General features: G+C 46.4%; 26 protein-coding genes. All 26 read right to left on the bottom strand.

Annotated features, from left to right (window positions below):
• Window positions 1-128 precede the first annotated feature (128 nt).
• Window positions 129-878, bottom strand: coding sequence for a class I SAM-dependent methyltransferase (locus tag ACQW03_RS21960; protein ID WP_441951725.1), 750 nt, complete (start codon window positions 876-878; stop codon window positions 129-131).
• Window positions 879-1,305: 427 nt separating this feature from the next.
• Window positions 1,306-2,109 (bottom strand): sporulation transcription factor Spo0A, encoded by an 804-nt coding sequence (gene spo0A, locus ACQW03_RS21955; RefSeq protein ID WP_023989239.1) that lies wholly within the window; start codon window positions 2,107-2,109, stop codon window positions 1,306-1,308.
• 216 nt (window positions 2,110-2,325) lie between these two features.
• On the bottom strand, window positions 2,326-3,486 hold the full coding sequence (spoIVB, locus tag ACQW03_RS21950) for a SpoIVB peptidase (protein WP_023989240.1): 1,161 nt from the start codon (window positions 3,484-3,486) through the stop codon (window positions 2,326-2,328).
• A gap of 123 nt (window positions 3,487-3,609) precedes the next feature.
• On the bottom strand, window positions 3,610-5,328 hold the full coding sequence (gene recN, locus ACQW03_RS21945; protein ID WP_028540598.1) for a DNA repair protein RecN: 1,719 nt from the start codon (window positions 5,326-5,328) through the stop codon (window positions 3,610-3,612).
• 56 nt (window positions 5,329-5,384) lie between these two features.
• A complete protein-coding gene (gene ahrC, locus ACQW03_RS21940; RefSeq protein ID WP_013310809.1) occupies window positions 5,385-5,834 on the bottom strand; it encodes a transcriptional regulator AhrC/ArgR in 450 nt (149 codons plus the stop codon).
• 16 nt (window positions 5,835-5,850) lie between these two features.
• Window positions 5,851-6,327 carry a hypothetical protein gene (locus ACQW03_RS21935; protein WP_220029804.1) on the bottom strand — a complete coding sequence of 159 codons (477 nt, stop codon included), beginning with the start codon at window positions 6,325-6,327 and terminating at the stop codon, window positions 5,851-5,853.
• Between the two features lie 155 nt (window positions 6,328-6,482).
• Window positions 6,483-7,334 (bottom strand): TlyA family RNA methyltransferase, encoded by an 852-nt coding sequence (locus ACQW03_RS21930; RefSeq protein ID WP_025723025.1) that lies wholly within the window; start codon window positions 7,332-7,334, stop codon window positions 6,483-6,485.
• Between the two features lie 76 nt (window positions 7,335-7,410).
• Complete coding sequence (gene dxs / locus ACQW03_RS21925; RefSeq protein WP_104496836.1) at window positions 7,411-9,309, bottom strand: 1-deoxy-D-xylulose-5-phosphate synthase; 1,899 nt, start codon at window positions 9,307-9,309, stop codon at window positions 7,411-7,413.
• A gap of 107 nt (window positions 9,310-9,416) precedes the next feature.
• The gene (locus ACQW03_RS21920) at window positions 9,417-10,340 is read right to left on the bottom strand and encodes a polyprenyl synthetase family protein (RefSeq protein ID WP_441952458.1); all 924 of its coding nucleotides are present in this window, start codon (window positions 10,338-10,340) and stop codon (window positions 9,417-9,419) included.
• On the bottom strand, window positions 10,312-10,572 hold the full coding sequence (gene xseB / locus ACQW03_RS21915; RefSeq protein ID WP_013310814.1) for an exodeoxyribonuclease VII small subunit: 261 nt from the start codon (window positions 10,570-10,572) through the stop codon (window positions 10,312-10,314). The genes ACQW03_RS21920 and xseB overlap by 29 nt, the downstream gene beginning before the upstream one ends.
• Window positions 10,562-11,926 carry an exodeoxyribonuclease VII large subunit gene (xseA, locus tag ACQW03_RS21910; protein WP_441951720.1) on the bottom strand — a complete coding sequence of 455 codons (1,365 nt, stop codon included), beginning with the start codon at window positions 11,924-11,926 and terminating at the stop codon, window positions 10,562-10,564. The genes xseB and xseA overlap by 11 nt, the downstream gene beginning before the upstream one ends.
• 12 nt (window positions 11,927-11,938) lie before the next feature.
• The gene (gene folD / locus ACQW03_RS21905; protein WP_071641486.1) at window positions 11,939-12,796 is read right to left on the bottom strand and encodes a bifunctional methylenetetrahydrofolate dehydrogenase/methenyltetrahydrofolate cyclohydrolase FolD; all 858 of its coding nucleotides are present in this window, start codon (window positions 12,794-12,796) and stop codon (window positions 11,939-11,941) included.
• A 37-nt stretch (window positions 12,797-12,833) separates the two neighbouring features.
• Complete coding sequence (nusB, locus tag ACQW03_RS21900; RefSeq protein ID WP_441951717.1) at window positions 12,834-13,283, bottom strand: transcription antitermination factor NusB; 450 nt, start codon at window positions 13,281-13,283, stop codon at window positions 12,834-12,836.
• 135 nt (window positions 13,284-13,418) lie between these two features.
• On the bottom strand, window positions 13,419-13,652 hold the full coding sequence (locus tag ACQW03_RS21895) for a DUF2273 domain-containing protein (protein ID WP_023989248.1): 234 nt from the start codon (window positions 13,650-13,652) through the stop codon (window positions 13,419-13,421).
• 15 nt (window positions 13,653-13,667) lie between these two features.
• Window positions 13,668-14,207, bottom strand: coding sequence for an alkaline shock response membrane anchor protein AmaP (gene amaP, locus ACQW03_RS21890; protein ID WP_071641488.1), 540 nt, complete (start codon window positions 14,205-14,207; stop codon window positions 13,668-13,670).
• A gap of 73 nt (window positions 14,208-14,280) precedes the next feature.
• Complete coding sequence (locus ACQW03_RS21885) at window positions 14,281-14,694, bottom strand: Asp23/Gls24 family envelope stress response protein (RefSeq protein WP_013310820.1); 414 nt, start codon at window positions 14,692-14,694, stop codon at window positions 14,281-14,283.
• A 125-nt stretch (window positions 14,695-14,819) separates the two neighbouring features.
• Window positions 14,820-16,163: an acetyl-CoA carboxylase biotin carboxylase subunit gene (gene accC / locus ACQW03_RS21880; protein ID WP_023989250.1), complete on the bottom strand. Its 1,344-nt coding sequence runs from the start codon at window positions 16,161-16,163 to the stop codon at window positions 14,820-14,822.
• A 61-nt stretch (window positions 16,164-16,224) separates the two neighbouring features.
• Window positions 16,225-16,716, bottom strand: coding sequence for an acetyl-CoA carboxylase biotin carboxyl carrier protein (gene accB, locus ACQW03_RS21875; RefSeq protein WP_071641490.1), 492 nt, complete (start codon window positions 16,714-16,716; stop codon window positions 16,225-16,227).
• 138 nt (window positions 16,717-16,854) lie between these two features.
• The gene (locus tag ACQW03_RS21870) at window positions 16,855-17,679 is read right to left on the bottom strand and encodes a SpoIIIAH-like family protein (protein WP_071641492.1); all 825 of its coding nucleotides are present in this window, start codon (window positions 17,677-17,679) and stop codon (window positions 16,855-16,857) included.
• Window positions 17,680-17,741: 62 nt separating this feature from the next.
• Window positions 17,742-18,383 (bottom strand): stage III sporulation protein AG, encoded by a 642-nt coding sequence (gene spoIIIAG, locus ACQW03_RS21865; RefSeq protein WP_071641494.1) that lies wholly within the window; start codon window positions 18,381-18,383, stop codon window positions 17,742-17,744.
• Between the two features lie 16 nt (window positions 18,384-18,399).
• Window positions 18,400-19,170, bottom strand: a complete 771-nt coding sequence (spoIIIAF, locus tag ACQW03_RS21860; protein WP_076292998.1) for a stage III sporulation protein AF — start codon at window positions 19,168-19,170, stop codon at window positions 18,400-18,402.
• Between the two features lie 38 nt (window positions 19,171-19,208).
• Entirely contained in the window at window positions 19,209-20,399 is a 1,191-nt protein-coding gene (gene spoIIIAE / locus ACQW03_RS21855) for a stage III sporulation protein AE (RefSeq protein ID WP_023989255.1), read from the bottom strand.
• Between the two features lie 12 nt (window positions 20,400-20,411).
• A complete protein-coding gene (gene spoIIIAD / locus ACQW03_RS21850) occupies window positions 20,412-20,801 on the bottom strand; it encodes a stage III sporulation protein AD (RefSeq protein WP_013310826.1) in 390 nt (129 codons plus the stop codon).
• Window positions 20,802-20,809: 8 nt separating this feature from the next.
• The gene (spoIIIAC, locus tag ACQW03_RS21845) at window positions 20,810-21,013 is read right to left on the bottom strand and encodes a stage III sporulation protein AC (protein WP_010345636.1); all 204 of its coding nucleotides are present in this window, start codon (window positions 21,011-21,013) and stop codon (window positions 20,810-20,812) included.
• A gap of 12 nt (window positions 21,014-21,025) precedes the next feature.
• The gene (gene spoIIIAB / locus ACQW03_RS21840; RefSeq protein WP_029517252.1) at window positions 21,026-21,544 is read right to left on the bottom strand and encodes a stage III sporulation protein SpoIIIAB; all 519 of its coding nucleotides are present in this window, start codon (window positions 21,542-21,544) and stop codon (window positions 21,026-21,028) included.
• Window positions 21,537-22,532: a stage III sporulation protein AA gene (spoIIIAA, locus tag ACQW03_RS21835; protein ID WP_071641498.1), complete on the bottom strand. Its 996-nt coding sequence runs from the start codon at window positions 22,530-22,532 to the stop codon at window positions 21,537-21,539. The genes spoIIIAB and spoIIIAA overlap by 8 nt, the downstream gene beginning before the upstream one ends.
• Window positions 22,533-22,598 lie beyond the last annotated feature (66 nt).

Here is a 22,598-nt window from a genome sequence, read left to right as displayed (position 1 = left end):
TGTTTTAGAATCCCCAACAATTGTATCGTCATATAGCGAGGGAGATGCTGAAAATCTTTATTCACTTATTCCATAAAACTTATAAGTTCTAAAAAAAGGATACCCAGAAACGGGTATCCCTTTATGTTTTACTTCCTAGCAATCACCATAAATCGTTCTGAATTTGTTCTTATTCCTATTTCGGTTTGATTGTCCACAATAAATTGTTGGATTATTTGAAAATCAATTTCTTTTTCTCCGAAGTTAGGAATAATTGGAGTGTGTTTCAAGAGGAATATTAAGTCTTCAGGAGTCTGATAATATTCGTTTGCATTGAATTCAAATGACTGTATATCGTTAAAGCCCGCATCACTTAATTCGGTAATATATTTAGCTTTTAACGAGTCTTTCTTAGCACCCCATGCCTGTCCTCTTCCAAACGCTTCTTTAATATTTAATTTGTCGTTTTCGCTTACTTGCTGTGTCAGGAATATTCCACCCTTTGCTAACACCTTTGCTATTTCTTTTGCATAAAAACATGAATGTCGAGAAGAGATTACATTAAAGAAGTTCTCAGGAAAATTTAGATTTCCAGCATCCATCTGGAGAAAGCGAACATTTGCTATGTCTGATTCAGCAGAATTCTTGGTTGCTGTTTCAATCATTCCGGTGGAATGGTCAATCCCAACTAGAAGTAATGCAGAATATGCTATTGATAAAATTGCTTCCCCGCCGCCAGTACCGATATCAAGCAATATATTAGACTTCTTGCATGTCTTCGCTACTTCATTGTAGAAGTCCCATTTTACTCCTTTGGAGATACATTTCACCTTGCTGAAATCCCATCCATTGATTTTTCCAACCTTATCATAAAACTCTTTATACTCTATTGAATTCATTTTTCTTCCACCTTCCAATTAAGGATAAAAACTACGGGTTAGCAGACCGATATCATTCAGAATTTTAGTTTTTGTAGTCAAAAGGATAGACCTCCCCCCTTGACGGCTGGTACGCGTTTTTTCCAGCCCGGAAACTAAATACTTCGAACAATACGGAATGACATCCGATTCACCTCATTTGAAAGATTGTTTTAATTATATTTCTTATAGAGCTTGTCGATCAAGCAATATTTCAATAATAATTCCAACTCTCTCCCTTGGTAGAACGACGACTGATAGCAATGAAATGGCGATAATTGAAGAACACTTTAAATTGTCCAGTTGAAATTGAAAATCGTTCATAAAAAATACCGCCCCTTTACTGGTTCTTGGAAGAACCAATAAAAAGGCGGTATTAGTTGTCTACTTATCAATCATTCTTACCCTTTCAGGACACCTTATTCTCAATCCGCAGCTTATCTGCCACCATCGCTATGAATTCACTATTGGTTGGTTTGGACTTGCTGATATTAATGGTGTAACCGAACAGGTGTGAAATGCTGTCGATATTTCCACGGGTCCATGCTACCTCGATAGCATGGCGAATGGCGCGTTCTACGCGAGATGCCGTCGTTTTGAACTTTTCGGCGATTGCCGGATATAATGTTTTGGTGATGGCTCCCAAAATTTCGATATTATTGTACACCATCGTAATGGCTTCGCGTAAATATTGATATCCCTTGATGTGAGCGGGTACACCAATTTCATGTATGATGGCCGTGATACTGGCATCCAGGTTTTTCGTCTTACCCATAGGTACTACGTTGGACCGCATGGATGAAATGGTCACCGGACTGCTGCTAACTAACTGCGGTCCCACCAATTGGCGAACACGGTTAGCCAGCACTTCCATGTCAAACGGCTTCAAAATATAATAAGATGCCCCGAGCTGTACGGCCCTCTGTGTAATATTTTCTTGACCGAATGCAGTCAGCATAATGATTTTCGGCTGTGGAGTCAGGTTCATTTCTCTCAAACGCTCCAACACACCGAGACCATCCAGGTGAGGCATAATAATATCTAAAATAAGTACATCAGGTATGTTGCGGGATTCTGCGATGCGTTGGAGCACTTCTTCGCCGTTATAGGCGATTCCTGTAACTTCCATATCCTCCTGATCGGAAATATATTCAGCAAGCAAATTCGTAAATTCCCGGTTGTCATCAGCCAACAATACCTCAATTTTTTGCAATGTACTTCCTCCTCATTGAGTGATATTCCATTGTGATATCTGTTTACAGTATATAAATATTTCTTGTCGGAGTATATGATTTCGACATCGAATTATGAATTCCTTCTGTCGAAAATTATTTTTATTTATTTTTTTTAGAGTTTCTATTATAATTGATTCTTTATCTTGCAATTATGAGTCATTCCCCTGCTTTTCGACAAAAAAATCTTAAGGCCACTAGCTCGCCTTAAGATTAGAAGATGATTTCAAGCTTACGTTATTCTGCATGATTCCTGCATCGCGCAGCATCCATTCGATAAAACAACCGTAACCTGATTTAGGATCATTCACAAATACATGTGTCACAGCCCCGATAAGCTTACCATTTTGAATAATCGGACTACCGCTCATTCCTTGCACGATTCCCCCGGTCTTATCCAGCAGCTTTGGATCTACAATGCGTATCACAAGTCCTTTGGTTGCTGGTTTGTCCTGCTGAGAGATGTGTACAATTTCCGCCTGAAACCGCTGAATTTGTTGACCTTCCAGCACAGTCAAAATTTCTGCAGGTCCTTCTTTTACTTCATTCGCAAGCGCCACCGGAATAGGAGTCGAATACAATCCATATTGCGGCTCATCTGACATTTTCCCAAAAATTCCGAAATTCGTATTTCGTTCAATATTTCCTAATACCCGATGATCTTTGAGAAAATGAGCACGTTTTTCTCCTGGTTCCCCACTTTGGCTTTTCGCAATTGACGTCACATTGGACTGCACAATCTCTCCGCTCCCCACGACAATAGGGGTTTGGGTATTCATATCGGTAATTACGTGACCCAAGGCCCCGTATACACCCTGGTCCGGTGCATAAAACGTTAATGTACCTACACCTGCAGCCGAGTCCCTAATATACAACCCAAGCCGCCACGCTTTATCATCTTGATCATATGCTGGTGTTAACTTGGTGGAAATGGTCTGCTCCCCTCGACAAAGCGTGATGTCGAGCGGTTTTTTATTCTTACCTGCTTCGTCTACTGCCTCAGCGACCCTTGCCAGGCTATTGAGTGGCTTGCCGTTCATGTGTGTAATTCGATCCCCAAGGCGAATCCCTGCTGTTTCACCAGGCGACACCTTACGATCATTACTTTCCTGAATGATATGGTGACCGACGACAAGCACTCCTGAAGATTTTACTTTGACCCCAATCGTCTGCCCCCCCGGGTATACTTTTAAATCGGGAACTACACTTTCTTGGGTTGTCCTCATGCTTTTAGAGCCGAACAAATCCAAAGAAGCTTGTGGAGGCAGCGCTGCTTGCACATACTGAGCGTTACCGATAGAACACATAAGAAAAACAAGCAAAAGACCGAGCAATTTGATCCTGGAGTAAAAATTCAATGGCTGTCACGCTCCCTTTGCTTCTTTCGCTTGACGAGTAAAGGTGGTCGCCAATTGCGTACCTATAAGGTAACCTTGCCCCCAGGCTTTTATAACTGTTAAACATTACGCCAGCCGCTCTTTTCAGGCTTTCTTTCCTTCCGCCAAATTCAGCATTTCCTGTGCGTGATGCAATGTTTTTTCGGTAATTTCCACGCCGCCCAGCATCCGTGCCAATTCCTTGACACGCCCGTCCTCCGTAAGTCCCTCAATTTGAGTCATGGTCCGTCCATCATGAACATTTTTCTCAATAAGGTACTGATGATCTGCCATACATGCCACCTGTGGCAAATGAGTAATGGAAAACACCTGACAAACGGAAGATAAACGATATAGCTTCTCGGCAATGGATTGAGCTGCACGGCCACTCACCCCGGTATCCACCTCGTCAAAAATGAGTACTGGAATTTGATCATGACGCGCAAAAATACTTTTCATCGCCAACATGATACGTGATAGCTCACCGCCTGAAGCGATCTTACCAAGTGGACGTAGTGGCTCACCTGGATTGGGGGAGATAAGAAATTCCGCATTATCAATGCCTTGCTTGGTAGGTCTTACCTTCAGACCTTTATACTCATATCCGCGTGGATCTTCAATTGGATCAATGCGCACCTTGAGTGACGTTCTTTCCATCTGCAGGTCTTTTAACTCCTGCTCCACTTGCTCTGCAAGCTCTTCTGCACAAATTTCACGTGCTTCTGTAAGCTCTTCCGAAATCTCCAGCAAATCGGAAAGTAACTCATCCCGTTTTGCAATGAGCTGCTCCAGCCGCTCATCTTTATTTTCCAGCAGATCGGTTTCCTGCTCAATACGGCTATAGTATTCCAAAATCTGCTCTATACTATCACCATATTTTCGCTGTAATCCAGTAATTTGATTCAAACGTTGCTCCACTTCATGAAGCTTGCCTGGATTAAATTCAATATCCTCACGATAAGAACGTAATTGGAATGCTGCGTCCTCTAACTGGTAAAAAGCAGACTGAATCTGCTCCGCAATGGGCTGAAGGCTTTTGCTGTCATAACTTTGGACATCGTTCAATCTGGACAATACGTTATTGATCGTATCCAGCCCACCTCTGCCGCTTAGCAGTTCGTATGCTCCTGATATCCCATCCATCATTTTCTCACTATGGGATAGCTTGACCCGTTCCTCTGCCAATAATTCATCTTCTCCCAATTTCAACTCCGCCGCAGCGATCTCTTCTAATTGAAATCGGTACATATCCAAAAGCTGATAAGCCTTTTGACTGGAGCTTTGCAGTTCTCTTACTTCTTTTTCCGCTTTGACAAAAGCATTGTAACGCTCACGGTAAAGCGTTTTGACTGGACCGATCACCGAATCACCGAACGTATCCAGCAGCGCCAGATGGCGATCTGCACGTAGCAGGCTTTGATGCTCATGTTGCCCGTGGATATTGACGAGTTGCTCACCTACCTCACGCAGCATCGTTAAATTAACCATCTGACCGTTAATTCGAGAAGAGCTTTTCCCCTGAACCGTAAGTTCACGACGAATCAGCAAATGCTCCTCCGCATTAGCCTTAATCCCTTGTTCCTCAAGTGTATTCCAAACTGGATGTTTCACCGGCAGCTCAAACAAGGCTTCCATCTCTGCTTTATCACAACCGTAACGTACTAGATCAGCAGAGCCCCTACCGCCTGCAATCAGCCCAAGCGCATCGATAATAATGGATTTACCAGCACCTGTTTCCCCGCTCAAGACATGAAACCCTTTATAAAAATGAACATCGACGGCCTCTACGACCGCCAAATTCCGTATAGACAAAGTGACCAGCATCGTTCTTTCACCTCTATGATGTACAAATTAAAACGCCTAATATGCAGCCATTATAATTAGGAAATGTAGCCCATAAGACGATTCACGATAGCTTCGCTGTTTTCTTCCGATCGGCAAATAATCAAAATGGTGTCATCTCCGCTAATCGTACCCATAATCTCGGACCATTCAATATTGTCCAATAAAGCAGCAATCGAGTTGGCTGTTCCCGGCAGACACTTCATCACAATCAGATTGGTTGTATAGTCAATATGCAAAAAGTTATCGACCAACGTACGTTTCAGTTTCTGGGCCGGATTGTAGCGCTGATCTGAAGGCATTGAATATTTATATCTGCCATCGTCCATTGGAACCTTGATCAGCAGCAGCTCCTTGATATCACGCGATACGGTCGCCTGTGTGACCTGAAAACCAGCCTTACGCAATGCTTCAACCAGATCATCCTGCGTCTCAATCTCATGTTGTGAAATAATTTCCCTAATTTTAATATGTCGTTGACCCTTCATATAATCCTCCTATGGATTAACCTTCATATTCCTCTTCTTCGAGGTCTTCCATTAATGTAATAAGGCGAATACTTCGCTCGTCCGTATCAACGTACAATACACCCGCGCAACCCGGATAGAGCAACAAATACAGCATGAGCCTGTCCCGTAAATCAGGACCACTCCACTCCATTGGTTTCTTGCGGCGTGACGTTTTGACCATATATGTCGAACCGTTTCGTACAGCCACGTAGTCTATAAACAAACGGCTATACACGGTATGTGCATTCACTTTAAAAGCAAGCGGTATTTTCATTTTCCCACCCACTACTTCATATCCTGCTTCTTCGAGTATGTCTATAGCAGGCCCTTCATCCAAATCCTCGTTAATCGGTATCGTCTTTAGCACAAGCGGCTCTGGTTCCTTCAACCAGGCACGCAGGCTATATAAAGCCCATATCCCTAATATCACCCCGATTACAGCGATGATAATCGTATCATATCTTGTGTCCATGGACCGATCACCTCATGGACATATTCTAGGACAAGATGTAAAATTCCTTTTCCTTTGTACATCTCATTATAGGCGAACGTGAGTTCTATAATCAATCCCTCACACCAAAAAGAGGTTCCCTTAAGTTCACAGAACTCATGGAGAACCCCTGAATGTTACTTACGCGATGGACCATTATTAAAAGTCTGACCTGCTTCCTGAACGGTACGTTCAATTAGTGGTCTGAAATCCATCTTCTCCAGCTGCGATTCTGCAGCAGGAAGCCCATCCAAACGCCAATGCGCTAAAAATTCAATATTGCCTTCTCCACCTGTAATAGGCGAATAAGCCAAACCTTGCAGCGTAAGTCCAAGCTCATGCGCAAACATCAGAATGGTCTGCAACACTTCTTTATGCGTAGCAGGATCACGGACCACACCGGATTTTCCGACCTTTTCGCGTCCAGCTTCGAATTGCGGCTTGATTAGAGCTACAATATCAGCAGGTTGATGCAACAAGGCAAGCAACGGGGGCAAAATAATACGTAATGAAATAAACGAAACGTCGATACTTGCGAAATTCGGGACAGAACCATTCAAATCCGCAGGTGTCATATATCTGAAATTCGTTTTCTCCATTACGCATACTCGTTCATCATTACGAAGCGACCAATCCAGCTGATTATAACCCACATCAATGGCGTATACGTATTCCGCTCCATGCTGAAGTGCACAATCCGTAAAACCTCCAGTGGACGAGCCGATATCCAGCATTGTCCTGCCCTTCATATTCAGCTCAAATTGACGGATGGCCTTCTCCAGCTTTAATCCTCCACGGCTTACATACGGATGCACCGAACCCTTAACTTTAAGCTCGCTGGCGCGTGGTACCTTCATGCCCGCTTTCTCGATCCGTTCGCTGTCCGCCAGCACTAGACCAGCCATAATCGCAGCTTTAGCTTTTTCACGGCTTTCAAAAAAGCCTTGTTCTACAAGTAATACATCAATGCGTTCCTTCGGAACAGACATGTTAATCTCCCTTTAGGCAGCCAGGCTGCTCTTGTCATACTTTTTATAAATGTCATGGTCTTCGCTTCAAGTTACCCTATACGGATTGTCCCATGCCATATGCTGGTTCAGCAGCCCATTTACGCAGCTTTAAGCATACATCTTCAATGGTAAGACCTACTTCAGCACGCTGCTCTTTGATAGAGCCATGCTCCACAAAGAGATCGGGAATCCCCATTAAGCGCACCTGCGCCTCTTGGATTTCGGCTTTGGCGTAAAATTCCAGTACAGCGCTGCCCAAGCTTCCTGCTTCAGAAGCTTCTTCCAATACGATCAGCTTCGTATGCTGACGAGCCAGCTCACGCAACATATCCTCGTCCAAAGGTTTCAGGAAACGGGCATTCACGACGCCCACTTGCAACCCTTCACGTTTCATCGCCTCCGCAGCCTCTGTCGCCACCTGGAGCATCGGTCCTGATGCAATTACAGCAAAGCCCTCACCCTTACGCAGGAGCTCCCAACTGCCGATGGTAATCGCCTTTAATTCTTTATCCAACGGCACGCCAACCACATTAACACGTGGGTAACGATAAGCAATTGGACCGTCATCATAGTCGAGCGCTGTTTTCATCATATGGCGTAGCTCGTTCTCATCCTTTGGCATCATAAGCACAAGATTCGGGATATGACGTAAGAATGCCACATCAAACACGCCATGATGAGTTTCTCCGTCAGCCCCAACAAAACCTGCACGGTCAATCGCGAACATTACGTTCGCATTATGACGACAAATATCATGCACAATCTGGTCATAAGCACGCTGCATAAAAGTCGAATACACCGCAAACACCGGCTTCAGCCCTTCCATTGCCAACGCAGCACACATGGTAGCTGCATGCTGTTCAGCAATGCCGACGTCAATCATACGGCTAGGAAACTCTTTACTAAACGGTACCAGTCCTGATCCACCAGGCATAGCAGGCGTGACTGCAACGATGCGCTCATCCTGCTCAGCCAGCTCAATCAGCGTTCGGCCGAAAATTTCCGTATACATCGGATTACCTACAGCTTTGAGTACCTGACCCGATTCAATCTTGTAAGGGCTGATTCCGTGCCATTTGTGTGAATCTGCCTCTGCAGGTTTATAGCCCTTGCCCTTGGTGGTTACAACATGCACCAATACAGGGCCAGTGACATTATCAGCCTGCTGGAAGGTTTCGATTAGCTTCGGCAAATCATGTCCGTCCACTGGACCGAGATACGTAAGTCCCAGCTCCTCAAACAGTACACCAGGCACCATCATATATTTAAGACTGTCCTTGACACGGCCAGCCGATTTGGCAAGTTTACCGCCGATCGCGGGTATTTTTTTCAGCAAAACTTCCAGCTCATCTTTTGCTCGTAAATAATGGCGGTCCGAGCGGATTTTACTCAAATAATTATGCATGGCCCCTACATTAGGCGCTATGGACATTTCGTTGTCATTCAGAATGACCATTAAATTTTTGCGCTCATGTCCGATATGATTCAACGCTTCGAAGGCCATTCCCCCAGTCAACGCGCCGTCTCCGATCATTGCAATGACTTTATTGTCCTCGCCCTTCAAATCTCGAGCCAAAGCCATTCCCATTGCGGCCGACAGAGAAGTGCTGCTATGACCGGCTTCCCAAACATCATGCTCACTCTCACTTCTTTTTACAAAACCACAAAGTCCATCACGCTGACGAAGTGTATCAAAACGGTCCATTCGCCCTGTCAATATTTTGTGTACGTAGGCTTGGTGCCCAACGTCATAAATCATCTTGTCCTTCGGACTGTTATAGCAATAATGCAGGGCGATCGTGAGCTCAACCACTCCCAGATTCGATGCCAGATGCCCCCCAGTCACGGACAGCTTCTCAATCAAAAAGCTCCTGATTTCCTCGGCTAGAGAAGCCAACTCCTCAACCGACAGTGATTTCAGATCGCCTGGTTGCTTTATGTGTGGAAGCAGCACGCATATCTCCCCGCTTTCCTTCAAGTTTGTGTGTAAAGTTAACAAGTATTATATCACACTTTTTGACTGTGCTTAAACGCAGACAAGTCAAAACAGCTCTAACGCAACTAATGATCACGCTTCATCAGGTAATCAGCTATCTCCAACAAACGAGAAGAATCGGGAATACCGCTCTCTGTTATCACTTTTTTAGCAGATGCGGTGAGTTCCTCCACCTGCTGCAAAGATGCGTCCATACCAATAAAATACGGATAGGTAACCTTCTCCTGTTCAACATCACTTTGCGTTTTCTTACCCATTTTGCTCTCATCGCCTATGAGGTCCAGTATATCGTCCTGTATCTGAAAAGCCAGCCCCAAGTCTCGTCCAAAGTTGCTAAGCGCCTCTAATTGACTCTTGTCCGCCCCGCCAATCCGTCCACCTGCCAAGAGCGAGAAAATAATCAAATCAGCAGTTTTATGAAGATGGATATATTCCAGTTCCTCGATCCCCGTCATTCCTTGCTCGCCTGACATATCGGCGACCTGTCCGCCTACCATGCCCCGCGCGCCACTCATTTCGGACAAATCCTCAACAATGGACAATAGCGCATCGGATGAAACACCGTGACGCCGTCCTGCTTGCACAATACTGTAAAAGGCATGGGTCAACAAAGCATCACCCGCAAGGACGGCAACCGCCTCGCCGTATACCTTATGATTCGTCAGCTTACCTCGCCGATAATCATCATCATCCATGGCTGGCAAGTCGTCATGAATGAGGGAGTACGTATGTACCATTTCTACCGCACATGCCACTGGCAGCGCAGCTTCCCTGCTTCCACCGAATGCTTCAGCAGCAGCGATCACAAGTAGAGGCCGCAGCCGTTTTCCGCCTGCGGTGAGTGAGTAATTCATGGATTCTCGAAGAACAGCGGGAATGTTCCAATCGGCCGGGAACTGATCGATCAGTGCGGATGAAACTGCATCCGTCGTCCCGGTCAAATATTCCTTGAACGACGGTCTATTCAAGCCCTTCACCGCCGTTTTCATCCAATCCACCGCCAAAAGGCTTCTTGCGCAAATCTCCATCCTCTTCCACGATCATTTCAATTTTACGTTCAACCTGCTCCAGCTTCTGACTACAAAGCTGAGACAGCTTCATCCCCCGCTGGAACAAATCAATGGCTTGCTCCAGAGGAACGTCTCCATGCTCCAGTTGTCCGACAATTTCTTCAAGAGCGGCCATAGCCGCTTCAAAATTCAATTCCGTTTCATTCGCCACCGTGCTTCGCGTCCTCCTTCATTCCCCATACTTGGCAGTCCAACTGCCCATCACTTACTTTAATCTTGATGGAATCTCCCGGCTGTACGTCTTTGAGCGACTTAATCAGCCGTTTCTCCTGCTCATCGTATACCAAGCTATAGCCTCGGGCCATGACTTTGAGTGGGCTCAGCGCATCCAGCTGACGAATTCCCGTGTGCAACTGCTGCCGTCCCGTTTTCGTAATAGCACGCATCGCAGACTCCAGCTGACGTTGCGCCATATCCGTCTGCTTGCGTGCCGAACGAATTTGTTCACGCGGATTAAACCGCTCTAGTACCTGACGCATACGTGCGTTCTTTTCTGCGTTCAAACGCGAACGGTTACCCGCTGCGCGGATTAGCCGCTGATGCAACATGTCCATTCGCTCTGCATGCTGTAACATATAGCGGCGTGGATGCAGCAGGACCGGTGAACGCTGAAGCCTCGCCAAGCGTTCACGGCTGGTTTCCAGCCGCTGCCGGAGGGCGTTGCGCAACCGTTGCTCACGCTGGAGTAGCTGATCCCGTAGCTCTGCCTGATTAGGCACAGCCAACTCGGCTGCTGCGGTTGGCGTTGCCGCACGCAAGTCAGCCACAAAATCGGCAATGGTAAAATCCGTTTCGTGTCCAACTGCCGAAATAACCGGAATGACCGATGCGTAAATGGCGCGCGCAACCGCTTCCTCATTAAACGCCCACAGTTCTTCCAACGAGCCACCTCCCCGTCCGACGATCATCACCTGAACCTCTTGCATACGATTCATAGTTTCAATTGCCTTGATTATCGAGGGTGCGGCACCTTTTCCTTGTACAAGCACAGGATACAACACAATTCCAGCCTGCGGGTATCGCCGTTGAAGTGTCGTAATAATATCACGCACAGCCGCTCCGGTCGGTGACGTAATCACGCCTATGGTTGCCGGATGGGCAGGGAGATTACGCTTACGAGCAGTATCAAACAGTCCTTCTGCATCCAGCTTTTGCTTGAGCTGTTCGTAAGCCAGATAAAGACTTCCTATGCCGTCAGGCTGCATTTGAGTTGCATAAAACTGATATTGTCCATCTCGTTCGTACACGGATACGTTTCCCCGGGCAATAACACGCGTACCTTCTTTCGGTACGAAAGGGAGCCGCTGATTATGGGTTGCAAACATAATCGAACGTATGCGGCTCCCCTCATCCTTGAGCGTAAAGTACATGTGACCACTCGAATGATGCGTAAAATTAGAAATTTCCCCGCGTATCCATACATCAGACAGCACCTGATCCGATTCCAGTTTCATCCGGATATAACGATTCAGGTCCTTTATAGAGTAAATACGTTGTTCAGCCACAGGCAGCTGCCCTTATGCCAAACCGTGCGACCGCTTGGCCGCTACAAGCGTATTTTGCATCAGCATCGTAATTGTCATCGGGCCTACTCCGCCGGGAACAGGCGTAATCGGACCAGACACTTGCTTCACGCTCTCAAAATCAACGTCCCCCGCCAACTTTCCGTTGTCCAGACGGTTCATCCCCACATCTATTACTACCGCTCCGGGCTTCACGAACGAAGCATCAATAAAGTTGGCTTTGCCGATCGCAACGACTAAGATATCCGCTTGTTGACTTAGTTCCGCGATATTCGCTGTACGGGAGTGGCACATCGTAACCGTAGCATTTTCACGCTGCAACAATAAAGACACTGGCTTGCCTACGATATTACTGCGACCAATAACTACCGCATGTTTACCAGCTATCTCCACTCCAGCACGCTTGATTAACTCAATAACTCCAGCAGGAGTACAAGGCAATAGACTATCGTCACCGATGACCAAATTCCCTACGTTCACCGGGTGGAATCCATCCACATCCTTCTCCACTGCAATCGCGTCAATGACAGCTTTTTCATGAATATGCTTTGGCAACGGCAGTTGAACCAAAATCCCATGGATAGTACTTTGATGGTTCAGCTTGTCCACTAGTTCCAGTAATGCTTCCTGCGAAGTATCTGCTGCCAACCGGTGAACCTCTGAGTAATAGCCGAGATCATGGCACGCCTTTTCCTTGTTTTTAACATACACTTGCGAAGCGGGATCTTCGCCAACCAATACAACAGCCAGTCCGGGTTGAAAGCTGTGCTCTTTCAGACGAATGACCTCTTGCTGAATGTTTGCGCGAATATCCTGAGAGATTTGTTTACCATCAATGATCGGTGCTGACATGTTTAACCACTCTCCAACCTGATTCAGTAGTCTCTACTTAAAAACGTGCTTTCAATTGATCCAGTTCTTGAATCACTCGTCCCAGTACACCATTAACAAATTTACCGGATTCCTCGGTACCAAAGTGCTTCGACAACTCAATCGCTTCATTAACAGCTACCTTAGCTGGAACATCCTCACGGAAAATCATCTCATATGCCGCAAGTCTCAAAATTTGACGATCTACACGTGAAAGTCTGCTGATCTGCCAGCCTTTAAGATAATCCACCAACAGCCCATCAATAGCTTCCTTGTGCTCCCACGTACCCCGCACATGCTCCAAAACATAAGCTCTTAACACTGCCGCGTTTTTAACGACAACTTCCGCTTCGTTTTCCTCAGCGGCTTCCTGAAGCAACATGTCTACGGCTGCTGCCGCATCCACTTCATTCATTTCCATATGGTACATACTCTGTACCGCTAATTCCCTCGCCAGACGTCTTTTCATGCCCTGCCTCCTACGCTTGCCTATATCTATTTTTCATTCTAACCAATTTCCACAAAAAAACCTGTGAACGCATCCTCCAAAACGTTGGGCGCAAAGAAGCTACAGCTCTATTTTGGAGAACACGTATCACAGGGTTCATTTAAAAGGACGCCAACGTTGCGACAACCAATCGCCCCATTCCTTCCAAGGGAGGAATGAACCAAGCGCTGAATCGCTACGTCTTCCTAGCGTATATCCGATGAACACCATCAATGCAAAGAACAACATATTCCAAAAGCCTGCCCACAAATAAATAAAACCGAAAAAAATACCAGCCGTGATCCCCATGATCCGGCCCTTGTAACTTCCCCATATTTCTTTCCAGGGCATCAGGGAAAATCACCTCTATTCCACACGACTCTTAAAGCTGGGTGACTGAGAAACATTAGCGATGTACACCGACACATTGGACACAGGAATTCCTGTAATTTCTTCCACATGATCGTGTACCCCCTTTTGTACGTCAGAGGTTAACACCGGAATGGAGCTTTCCCCGTCTACAACCGCCCGAATCGTAATATCAAGTCCCGATTCCAACACGCGAACGCGTGCTTTCAAATCCTGCATCCCGCGAAATCGGGAAGCTGCTTTGAGGCACAGATTTTCAATGGTGTCCACTGAAATCTGAATGTCACCATATTCCGTTCGTTGATCAATAGAATGCTGTACGGTTTGGTTCCGTCGAATAGAGATATAAAAAAAACGAAGACTCAATAACAACAGAACCCCTGCAATAATCAGGCTGGTAAACCACACCACTCGCTCATCCTCAATACTTAAAACATACGGAATGGCCCCGCTCAGGAGGAGGATGGCGAGAATGGAAATAATTCCGATACTTAAGCTGTACAAGAACAGCAGAAGTCTGTCCATAACTTTAGCCACGAAACGCACAGCCTCCTTAAATTAGAGTAAACCCTCGACCCATAAGGGTCGGGGGTTTGTACAAAGTATCGCTCTATTTAACCCGTCCGGCGCCCAGCACTTCCGGCTCTTCTACTTTTTCGGCATTTTTGAATTGAACATCATGAATTTGCACGTTCACTTCAACAACGTTAAGACCTGTCATGTTCTCAATCGAACGCTTAACATTATGCTGAATAGCAGCAGCCACCTCAGGCAGACGGTTACCGTACTCAATAATGACGGAGACGTCTACAGCAGCTTCACGCTGTCCGACTTCCACTTTTACACCTTTAGATAAATTTTTGCGGCCTAGCAATTCGGCAAACCCACCAGCAAATCCGCCACTCATTCCCGCAACGCCCGGTACCTCAACGGTAGCCAGTCCGGCAATGACTTCAATAACTTCTGGGGCAATTTGAATCTCCCCAATTTCTGTACGTTCGAATTCGGTTGGCACTGTGCTCATACCTTCAACACCTTTCGGTCAAAATAAGTTTCATTCCAGCTTTGGATTTCAAAGCAGACATGCTCACTTATTATCCATACTATATCATTTGGCGTTCATTATGACAAACTGAGGAAATATACCGATTAAACTTCGTTTTCCTCCAAAAATTTAATATCAAAATCGCCTTTAATAAAGGTCGGATGCTCTAGCAAGCGCTGATGAAAAGAAATCGTTGTGGGTATGCCCTCAATAGCAAACTCAGACAAAGCCCGCTTCATTTTGGCAATTGCATCTTGCCGTGTAGGTGCCCACACAATCAGCTTGGCGATCATAGAGTCATAATAAGGAGGAATGCTATAACCTGGATATGCTGCGCTGTCTACCCGTACTCCAGGACCTCCTGGAGGCAGATAAAATCCGATTTTACCCGGTGCAGGCATAAAATTACGATCCGGATCCTCAGCGTTAATACGGCACTCTATCGCCCAACCATTGATGGTGACTTCTTCCTGCGTAAAGGAAAGCGGATGTCCTTCAGCGACAGAAATCATTTCCTTAATCAGGTCTACACCGGTAATCATTTCTGTTACTGGATGTTCTACCTGAATACGTGTATTCATTTCCATGAAATAGAAATTATTGTCCGGGCCAAGCAAAAATTCGAGAGTACCTGCACCAGAGTATTGAACGGCCAAAGCTGCACGAACAGCTGCCTGACCCATTTCTTCACGAACATCCTGCGATAGTACAGGACATGGTGCTTCCTCCAATAACTTCTGACGACGACGCTGCACAGAGCAGTCCCGTTCGCCCAAATGGGCAACATTACCATGCTTGTCCGCTATGATCTGTATTTCCACATGTTTCATACCGGTCAAGTATTTTTCCAGGTACACACCCGCATTGCCAAATGCTTTTTGCGCCTCCTGCTGAGCAGTAGTGATTTGCTGAATGAGGTTATCCTCATCTTCGGCGATACGAATACCTTTACCTCCGCCACCTGCTGTGGCCTTGATAATTACCGGATATCCGATATCACGTGCGATGCTGATTGCATCCTGCAAATCCTCAACCAGCCCGTCTGAACCCGGAATAACCGGAACTCCGGCATCCTTCATGGTCTGCTTGGCTACCGCCTTATCTCCCATTTTGTTAATGGCTTCAGGAGAAGGACCAATAAACGTAATATTACACGATTCGCAAATTTCAGCGAAGTCTGCGTTTTCCGCCAAAAATCCGTAACCTGGATGAATGGCATCACATTCAGTCAATGTAGCAACGCTCATCAGATTCGTAAAATTAAGGTAGCTGTCCTTAGACAGCGTCGGTCCGATACAGTAAGCCTCATCTGCGAGACGCACATGTAACGAATCCTTGTCAGCTTCCGAATATACGGCAACTGTCGAAATATTCATTTCGCGGCAAGCGCGAATGATACGAACCGCAATTTCTCCACGATTCGCAATCAATACTTTTTGAAATGTCATGACTTTATCCTCCCTGGGAGCAGTCTTGCCGAACCCTCGAAAGAGGGTTCAAACAAGCTTTTTACTCCGGTTTCACAAGGAACAATGGCTGGCCATACTCGACCAACTGTCCGTTTTCGGCCAAAATTTCCACAATTTCGCCCTTCACTTCAGCTTCCAGCTCGTTCATCAGCTTCATCGCTTCAATGATACATACCGTTGTTTTTTCGCCCACTTTGCTGCCGATACTCACATACGGAGCCGTATCCGGAGATGAAGAACTATAGAAAGTGCCTACCATCGGAGATACGATTTTATGTAGATTGCTTGCATATTCCCTCGATTCCCCAGCAGTTGCAAATCCAACATCGGACTGTACTTGTGGATTTGGAATAACAGCTTGTGGTGCCACTGCATAAGCAGGTGTTGCCACAGGAGCCTGTACCGTAACGATCTCGCTTTTGCCCGGTTTCCGGATCAACAGGCGAGTTCCTTCATTTTCAATTTCAAGCTCATGCACAGACGTTTCATCCACCAGCTTGATCAATTCCTTAATCTCGCTTAATTTAAACATCTTTATTAATCACTCCTTCAGCATTTTGCCGGTTGCTGATAACATTGTTGAAACAGCTTTATGTATTATATCACAATCATTAAAAATAGAAAGAGCCCGGAATAATGCAGAAATCCGGGCTTTTTCGCGTTTTTTGTCTTATTGTGTAACATATTGGACACTGATCTTATCCTGCGTTACATTCAGTTCCTTCATGACTTTATCGACAATTGTTACCGCTTGCTTAGCATCCAATTTTTCACTCAGAACTACCACTTTGTATTTATCAGCATCTTCCTCACGGACGACCGCATTGGCGAACTGCTGCTGAAGCTCTTCTTCAATTCCAGTAATTTTAGCCTGCTTATCTTCAAGTACATGTAATTCCTTTTGAGCCTCCGCAGCTTTCTTTGGTGTGCTGTCATTCATTGCGGTAGTCAGTTCATCATTTTTCTTCTGATTTTCCACATCCCGTTCCAGCAAATAGTTGTCAATCACAGCTGCTGCTGTAGGTTGGGCAGCTTGATCGGTTGCCACTTTATCCAGTACCTGCTGATCGGTTTTGGCTGCAGAGGCTGCTTTGTCGTCACTTTGTGCTGTCGCGTCCGTCTTCGTCGCAGTTGTGTTTTGATCGGATGTCGCCGGTTCAGTAGTAGGGGCAGCTGCCGTATCTTTATCGCCTTTTGAGTTTTCCGTTGCTGGGTCAGTTGTGGAAGCCGTATCCGATTTTGTGGAAGTTGCTGATGCTCCATCAGTTACTTCTCCATTCGTCACTACTTCATTTACCTTCAGTTCGTTCAATTGTTCCTCTGCCTTCGTCGTTGCTTCCTGTGCGGCATCCTGCTTAACCTTGCTCACTTGCTCACTATCGGCTACTGGTGGATTTGCAGGGCTCGAGTCCTCCGTAAACAAATAATACGCAGACAGCACGACCATTAAACTCAGCATGGACACCAGCCAAACGGTTTGTCTTTTATTATTCATGTTCCGTCCTCCATATTCATTAATGGTTTAAAATATAAACTTCTTTGTTCATAAATTCTAAATTATCCCTGTTTGCGCGGTACGACTGAAATTTTGTAGGAAGGTACATTTAGTCCCTTCTGTACAGCATCGACAATTAGCTGCTTCACTGTAGGGTTTTCTGCCCCCATAGCCACAACAAGCACTCCCCTCACCTGCGGTTTTACTTTTTTTGTCACAATCGGGGTATGCTGACCACCTGATGACTCATAGGTGACAATCTCGCCATCACGTGTATATTGAGTAGTGTGCCGTTGTCCACCATTGGCGTCTGTTTCGTTGTTTTCTTCCTGCATATCTTTTACATTGCGTTGAACGATAACTTCTTCGGTGGAATCTACCGTAACCATGACATCGACGGTTCCTACGCCAACAATCTGCTCCAGCATCTGTTTCATATTGTCCTCAAAAACCTTCTCGATCCCGGCAAAGGAACTTTCTTCACCTGTTGATGTCTCTAACGTAGGCTCATTTTTCATCACACCAGGCGGCTCACGCCCTACGTTTTCTGGATCGACCTTTTTCACATTAACGAATGAATTAAAAAGCATGATCGCTACACCAATAAGGCCAAGAATAAGCAGCCAACGAAATGAGTTGAATCTTTTCGCCCCATCCGCCCCTCCACCCAGCAATTGCTCCAGCTTTTTCAGCCATTTGCTCATTTCTGCTCACCTCCTGTTACCATTCATGTGTTCTATCCTGCGAAGAAACCACCTGAACATTTTTGCTGTCTATCCCCCATTTTTCACGTAGAAGTCCTGTAATTAAGCCAAAAGCTTTCGTATCCGTTGGCTTTCCGTCCTCAGCAGTTATATCAGGATTACGATCATCTTCTCGTGTTCCTTCATTAAAATCTGAAGTTTTTGTATGTGTCGGCTCCACAAGAATATTCACTGTCTTTTCGGCCACAGGCTCCACCATAATCGGCTTGGCATCTGCACCAGGCGAGACGTCTGTGTTTTTCTTTTCTTTTTCTTGCTGCTGCTCCGCCAATTTGACCACTACCGACTGGACACCCGTTCCTGCCTCCAGCCCCGATTCCTTCTGTTGAATCTTTGCAAGGGTAACCTGGACCGACTGAATTGCTAACCCAGTATACTGTTCCAATTGTCCTTTCATTTCCTTAGCTACCTCTTTGCCAGCCCATTGCATGGAGCTTTTCTCTTGCTGTTGCTTTAACTGGCTGCCTTTTGCCAAAATCTCTTCCAATGTCGGTTCCCTCTTGCCTGTCTCAGCCTGACGTTGAAGATCCAATGCTCGCCCTAAAACCTCGGAGGGGCTGCTGCTCAGTAAGCGCACGACCGGAGACAGCAACGTCAGCAGAATAAGCAGGCTGAGAACGAGTTTGACATACCTTTCCATAGATCGGCTCGGTAAGATCATATCGACAAAAGAAGCCAGCAACACGATTAGCACCAGTTCCTTAAGCCAACCTCCCAGCCAGGTCACGTCACTCCCCTCCCCCTTGTTGGTTTACGTGCAATGGTTCACCTCATCATGACCGTCATATTGCCTGCTGCGAGCATGATTGTAATCGCAAGGAAGGACATTAATCCCACTGCCGCCAGTGCCGCGAAAACATAAATCATGCTCTTGCCGATCGCATCCAGACATTCCACGATAGGCGTATCACCCAAAGGCTGCATGATCGCTGCTGTCACTTTATAAATGAGAGCCAGTGTCAGAATCTTGAGAGCAGGAAATGCGCATAGGAACAAAATAATAATGACTCCTACCAGACCAATGGCATTTTTAACGAGCAGCGAAGCCGAAATGACTGTATCTGTCGCATCTGCCAACGCCTTGCCGACCACCGGAACAAAGCTACCTGTAATATATTTGGCTGTGCGGATCGTTAATCCGTCAGTAACTGACGATGTCAAGCCTTGTACCGAAATGACTCCTAGAAATATGGTCAGCAACACTCCCAGCACTGCTACTCCAGCGTTCCGCAACAGATCGGCTAGCTGGGTCAGCTTGTATTTGCCCGTCAGCGAGTTGACCAAGTACAGCACAGCCGAGAAGAACAGCAGCGGGAAAACCAGCGTATGAATGACTGTTCCAACCGTGTTGATCATAAATACAATCAGCGGGTGGGTCACCGAAACTGTTACGACGTTGCCCATCGAGGCTAACATGGTAAACAACAAAGGCAACATTGCCATCATGAAGTGAATCATGCTATCAATCGCTTCTTTGGCATAACCAATCGCTACACTAAAGCTATTAATCGCCAGAATGATAATGACCATGTATACGATAGCGTAGGCCACTTTGCTGACCTGTTTGCTTTCAAAAGCGCTTTGCAGCGTTTCCAGCACCATACTCATAATGCTGAGCATGACGATGGTGACGAGCAACTTGGCATTTACCCGGATTTCATGGATGAAAAAATCAGCTATAGCGCTCAATACACCCTTTATGCTGAACCCTTCACCGCCTGGAAGCAGCATGTCCATGAAGGAAGGCGTTTTCTGATCAGGGAAAAATCCGCCGTATTGCTGCATGAGCCCGTCCCAATAATGTTCTACTTCATCTTTGGGCATTTGCTCTGCCTGCTGTCTGATCCATTCGTTTGTCGGTGTATCTGCAAAGAGGACCGCAGCTGAGGCACACCAGAGGCATAGCAACAACATTGCAATTACTTTGAGATTCGGCATGCCCCCTAGCCTTTTCATGGCATCACCCCCTCAGGCGGGCATCAGCTTCAGAATGGTATCAATAATAATGCTGATAATCGGGATTGCGAGCACCATAATGAGTACCTTTCCGGTAAGCTCAATTTTGGAAGCAATCCCGTCTTGTCCTGCATCCCGAACGATTTGCGCTCCAAATTCAGCAATATAAGCAATACCAATTATTTTCAATACGGTTTTAAAATAGATCATATCCATGCCTGAAGACCGGGCCAGTCGCTCCAGTACAGCAACCACAGATCCGATCTTGCCAATCAGCAGCAAAAAAATGACGATTCCAGCAGCTGTTGCAATCAAAAAGGCAAACATTGGCTTCTGTTCCTTAATGACTAAAATGAGGACTGTGGCAATGAGGGCGAAGCCCACCACCTGAATGATTTCCATGTGTCCACCTACTGAAAAAGAAAGATAGATTTGATCTCTTGCAGAAGGTTATCCAGCATTCGCACCACCATGAACAGGACCACGACGAAACCAATGACCGTTACCCAGTGGGCCATGTCTTCTTTGCCCATTTGCTTTAATACGGTATGAATCATAGCGATAATAATGCCAATTCCGGCAATCTGGAAAATTGCGTTCACTTCTAAATTCATTCGAGCACCCCGCTAATAGATCAAAATGACGATCAATGCTCCGATCAGCAGTCCCAGGCTCCTGCTCATACGCTCGTACCTCACCTGATCTGCCTGCGCCTGCGCTTCCTCATGGGATAACTGCTGGATGGTCAGCGCAATGTGCTTGATCTGGTCTTCACGGTCGCTGGTTCCAAGACTGTAGGCAAGCTGCCGCATCGCTTCCTTCTCGGCTTGCTTCATAGAGGAACGGCTCCACGAGTCTTCAATGGCTTTATGCAAGCTTTCTCTGGCAGTCAGGCCAAAAGAGGGGTGCATCCAGCGTGAGGCTTGCTGAAACAAAGTGCGCAGCGGCTCTCGCAAGGGCTCTCCTGTCTTGGCGAAAGCATCTGGTAGCGGAGACACCCCGTAGGAAACCTCGGTGGTCAATCTTTGCAGCGCAAGAATCAACTCCCTGATTTGCCGTGGCCTCATCGCAAACTGCCTTGCCCGCTGCCAGCCTGCCAGCGTAGCGGCCAGTATAACCAAGGCTGCACCCAGCAGCTTAAGCATAGGAGATGCCCCCATTCTGCCCTTCTCCAGGCAGTGTAAGCCTGCGCTGCTTGGCATCTGCCAGTCGAAATGAGACGCCCCGGCTCGTCCGCTCCAGCATGACGTATAGTTGAAACAGCTCTTGTCCTGTAGTTAATCCAGCAAACGCAGACCGGGTCGCCATTTCAGCCACATCGCGACCATGTGCGGAAGCAATGACTGCAATGCCTGCATGAAGCGCTTCGCGCACCGCCTCCGCATCTTCCGGTCGTCCGATTTCATCAACAATGAGGACATCCGGTGACATCGAGCGGATCATCATCATCATGCCTTCTGCTTTTGGACATCCGTCCAATACATCGGTGCGAGGCCCGACATCAAAACCGGGGATACCTTTGTGACTACCAGCGATCTCAGAGCGTTCATCTATAATGCCTACCTTGAGTCCATTCCGTCGCCCCCCATTGCTTTCCATCCCTCCGTAACTGAGTTGCCGAGCCAAGTCCCTAAGCAGTGTCGTTTTGCCATGCTGAGGAGGGGACAAAATGAGGGTGTGCCGGATTTTCCCGGACATTCGATCTGCTACATAAGGCAATATCCGATCAGCTATACCGGGAATTGCACGAGCAATTCTTACATTAAAGCTGCTTATATCCCTCAAATGCTCCACTCGTCCTCGGTTGAGCACGGTTCTTCCTGCCAAGCCAATACGATGACCGCCAGGGATCGTAATAAACCCTTTACGAAGCTCCTCTTCCATGGTATACAGGGAATGATTGCTGATAAAATCCAGCAGTCGGTGGGCATCCTCACGGTCAGGCTTATAGGCTTCCACATGGTTCAAAGTCAGCCGACCAGCAGACGTTACAAAATGATGATCACCATTTGCATTAATTTCCAACGGCCTTCCTTCCCTGACCCGGACTTCTTCCAGTTGCTTAAATACCGTTTCTGGAAGCCTTCCGAGTATACCGTGCAACGGTTCGGGAAATAATTCCAGCCATTCCATACCGATGCCGCCCCCTCACAGTTGTCCTTTTCTTTAAGACAAGTCTATGGTTGACTCTCGCTTTTT

It is taken from the genome of Paenibacillus sp. DRB1-1, assembly GCF_052119485.1.
Lineage (GTDB): Bacteria > Bacillota > Bacilli > Paenibacillales > Paenibacillaceae > Paenibacillus > Paenibacillus polymyxa_B.
The sequence above is the reverse complement of the archived record's forward strand: the minus strand, read 5'-3'. Positions and strand labels throughout refer to the sequence as shown.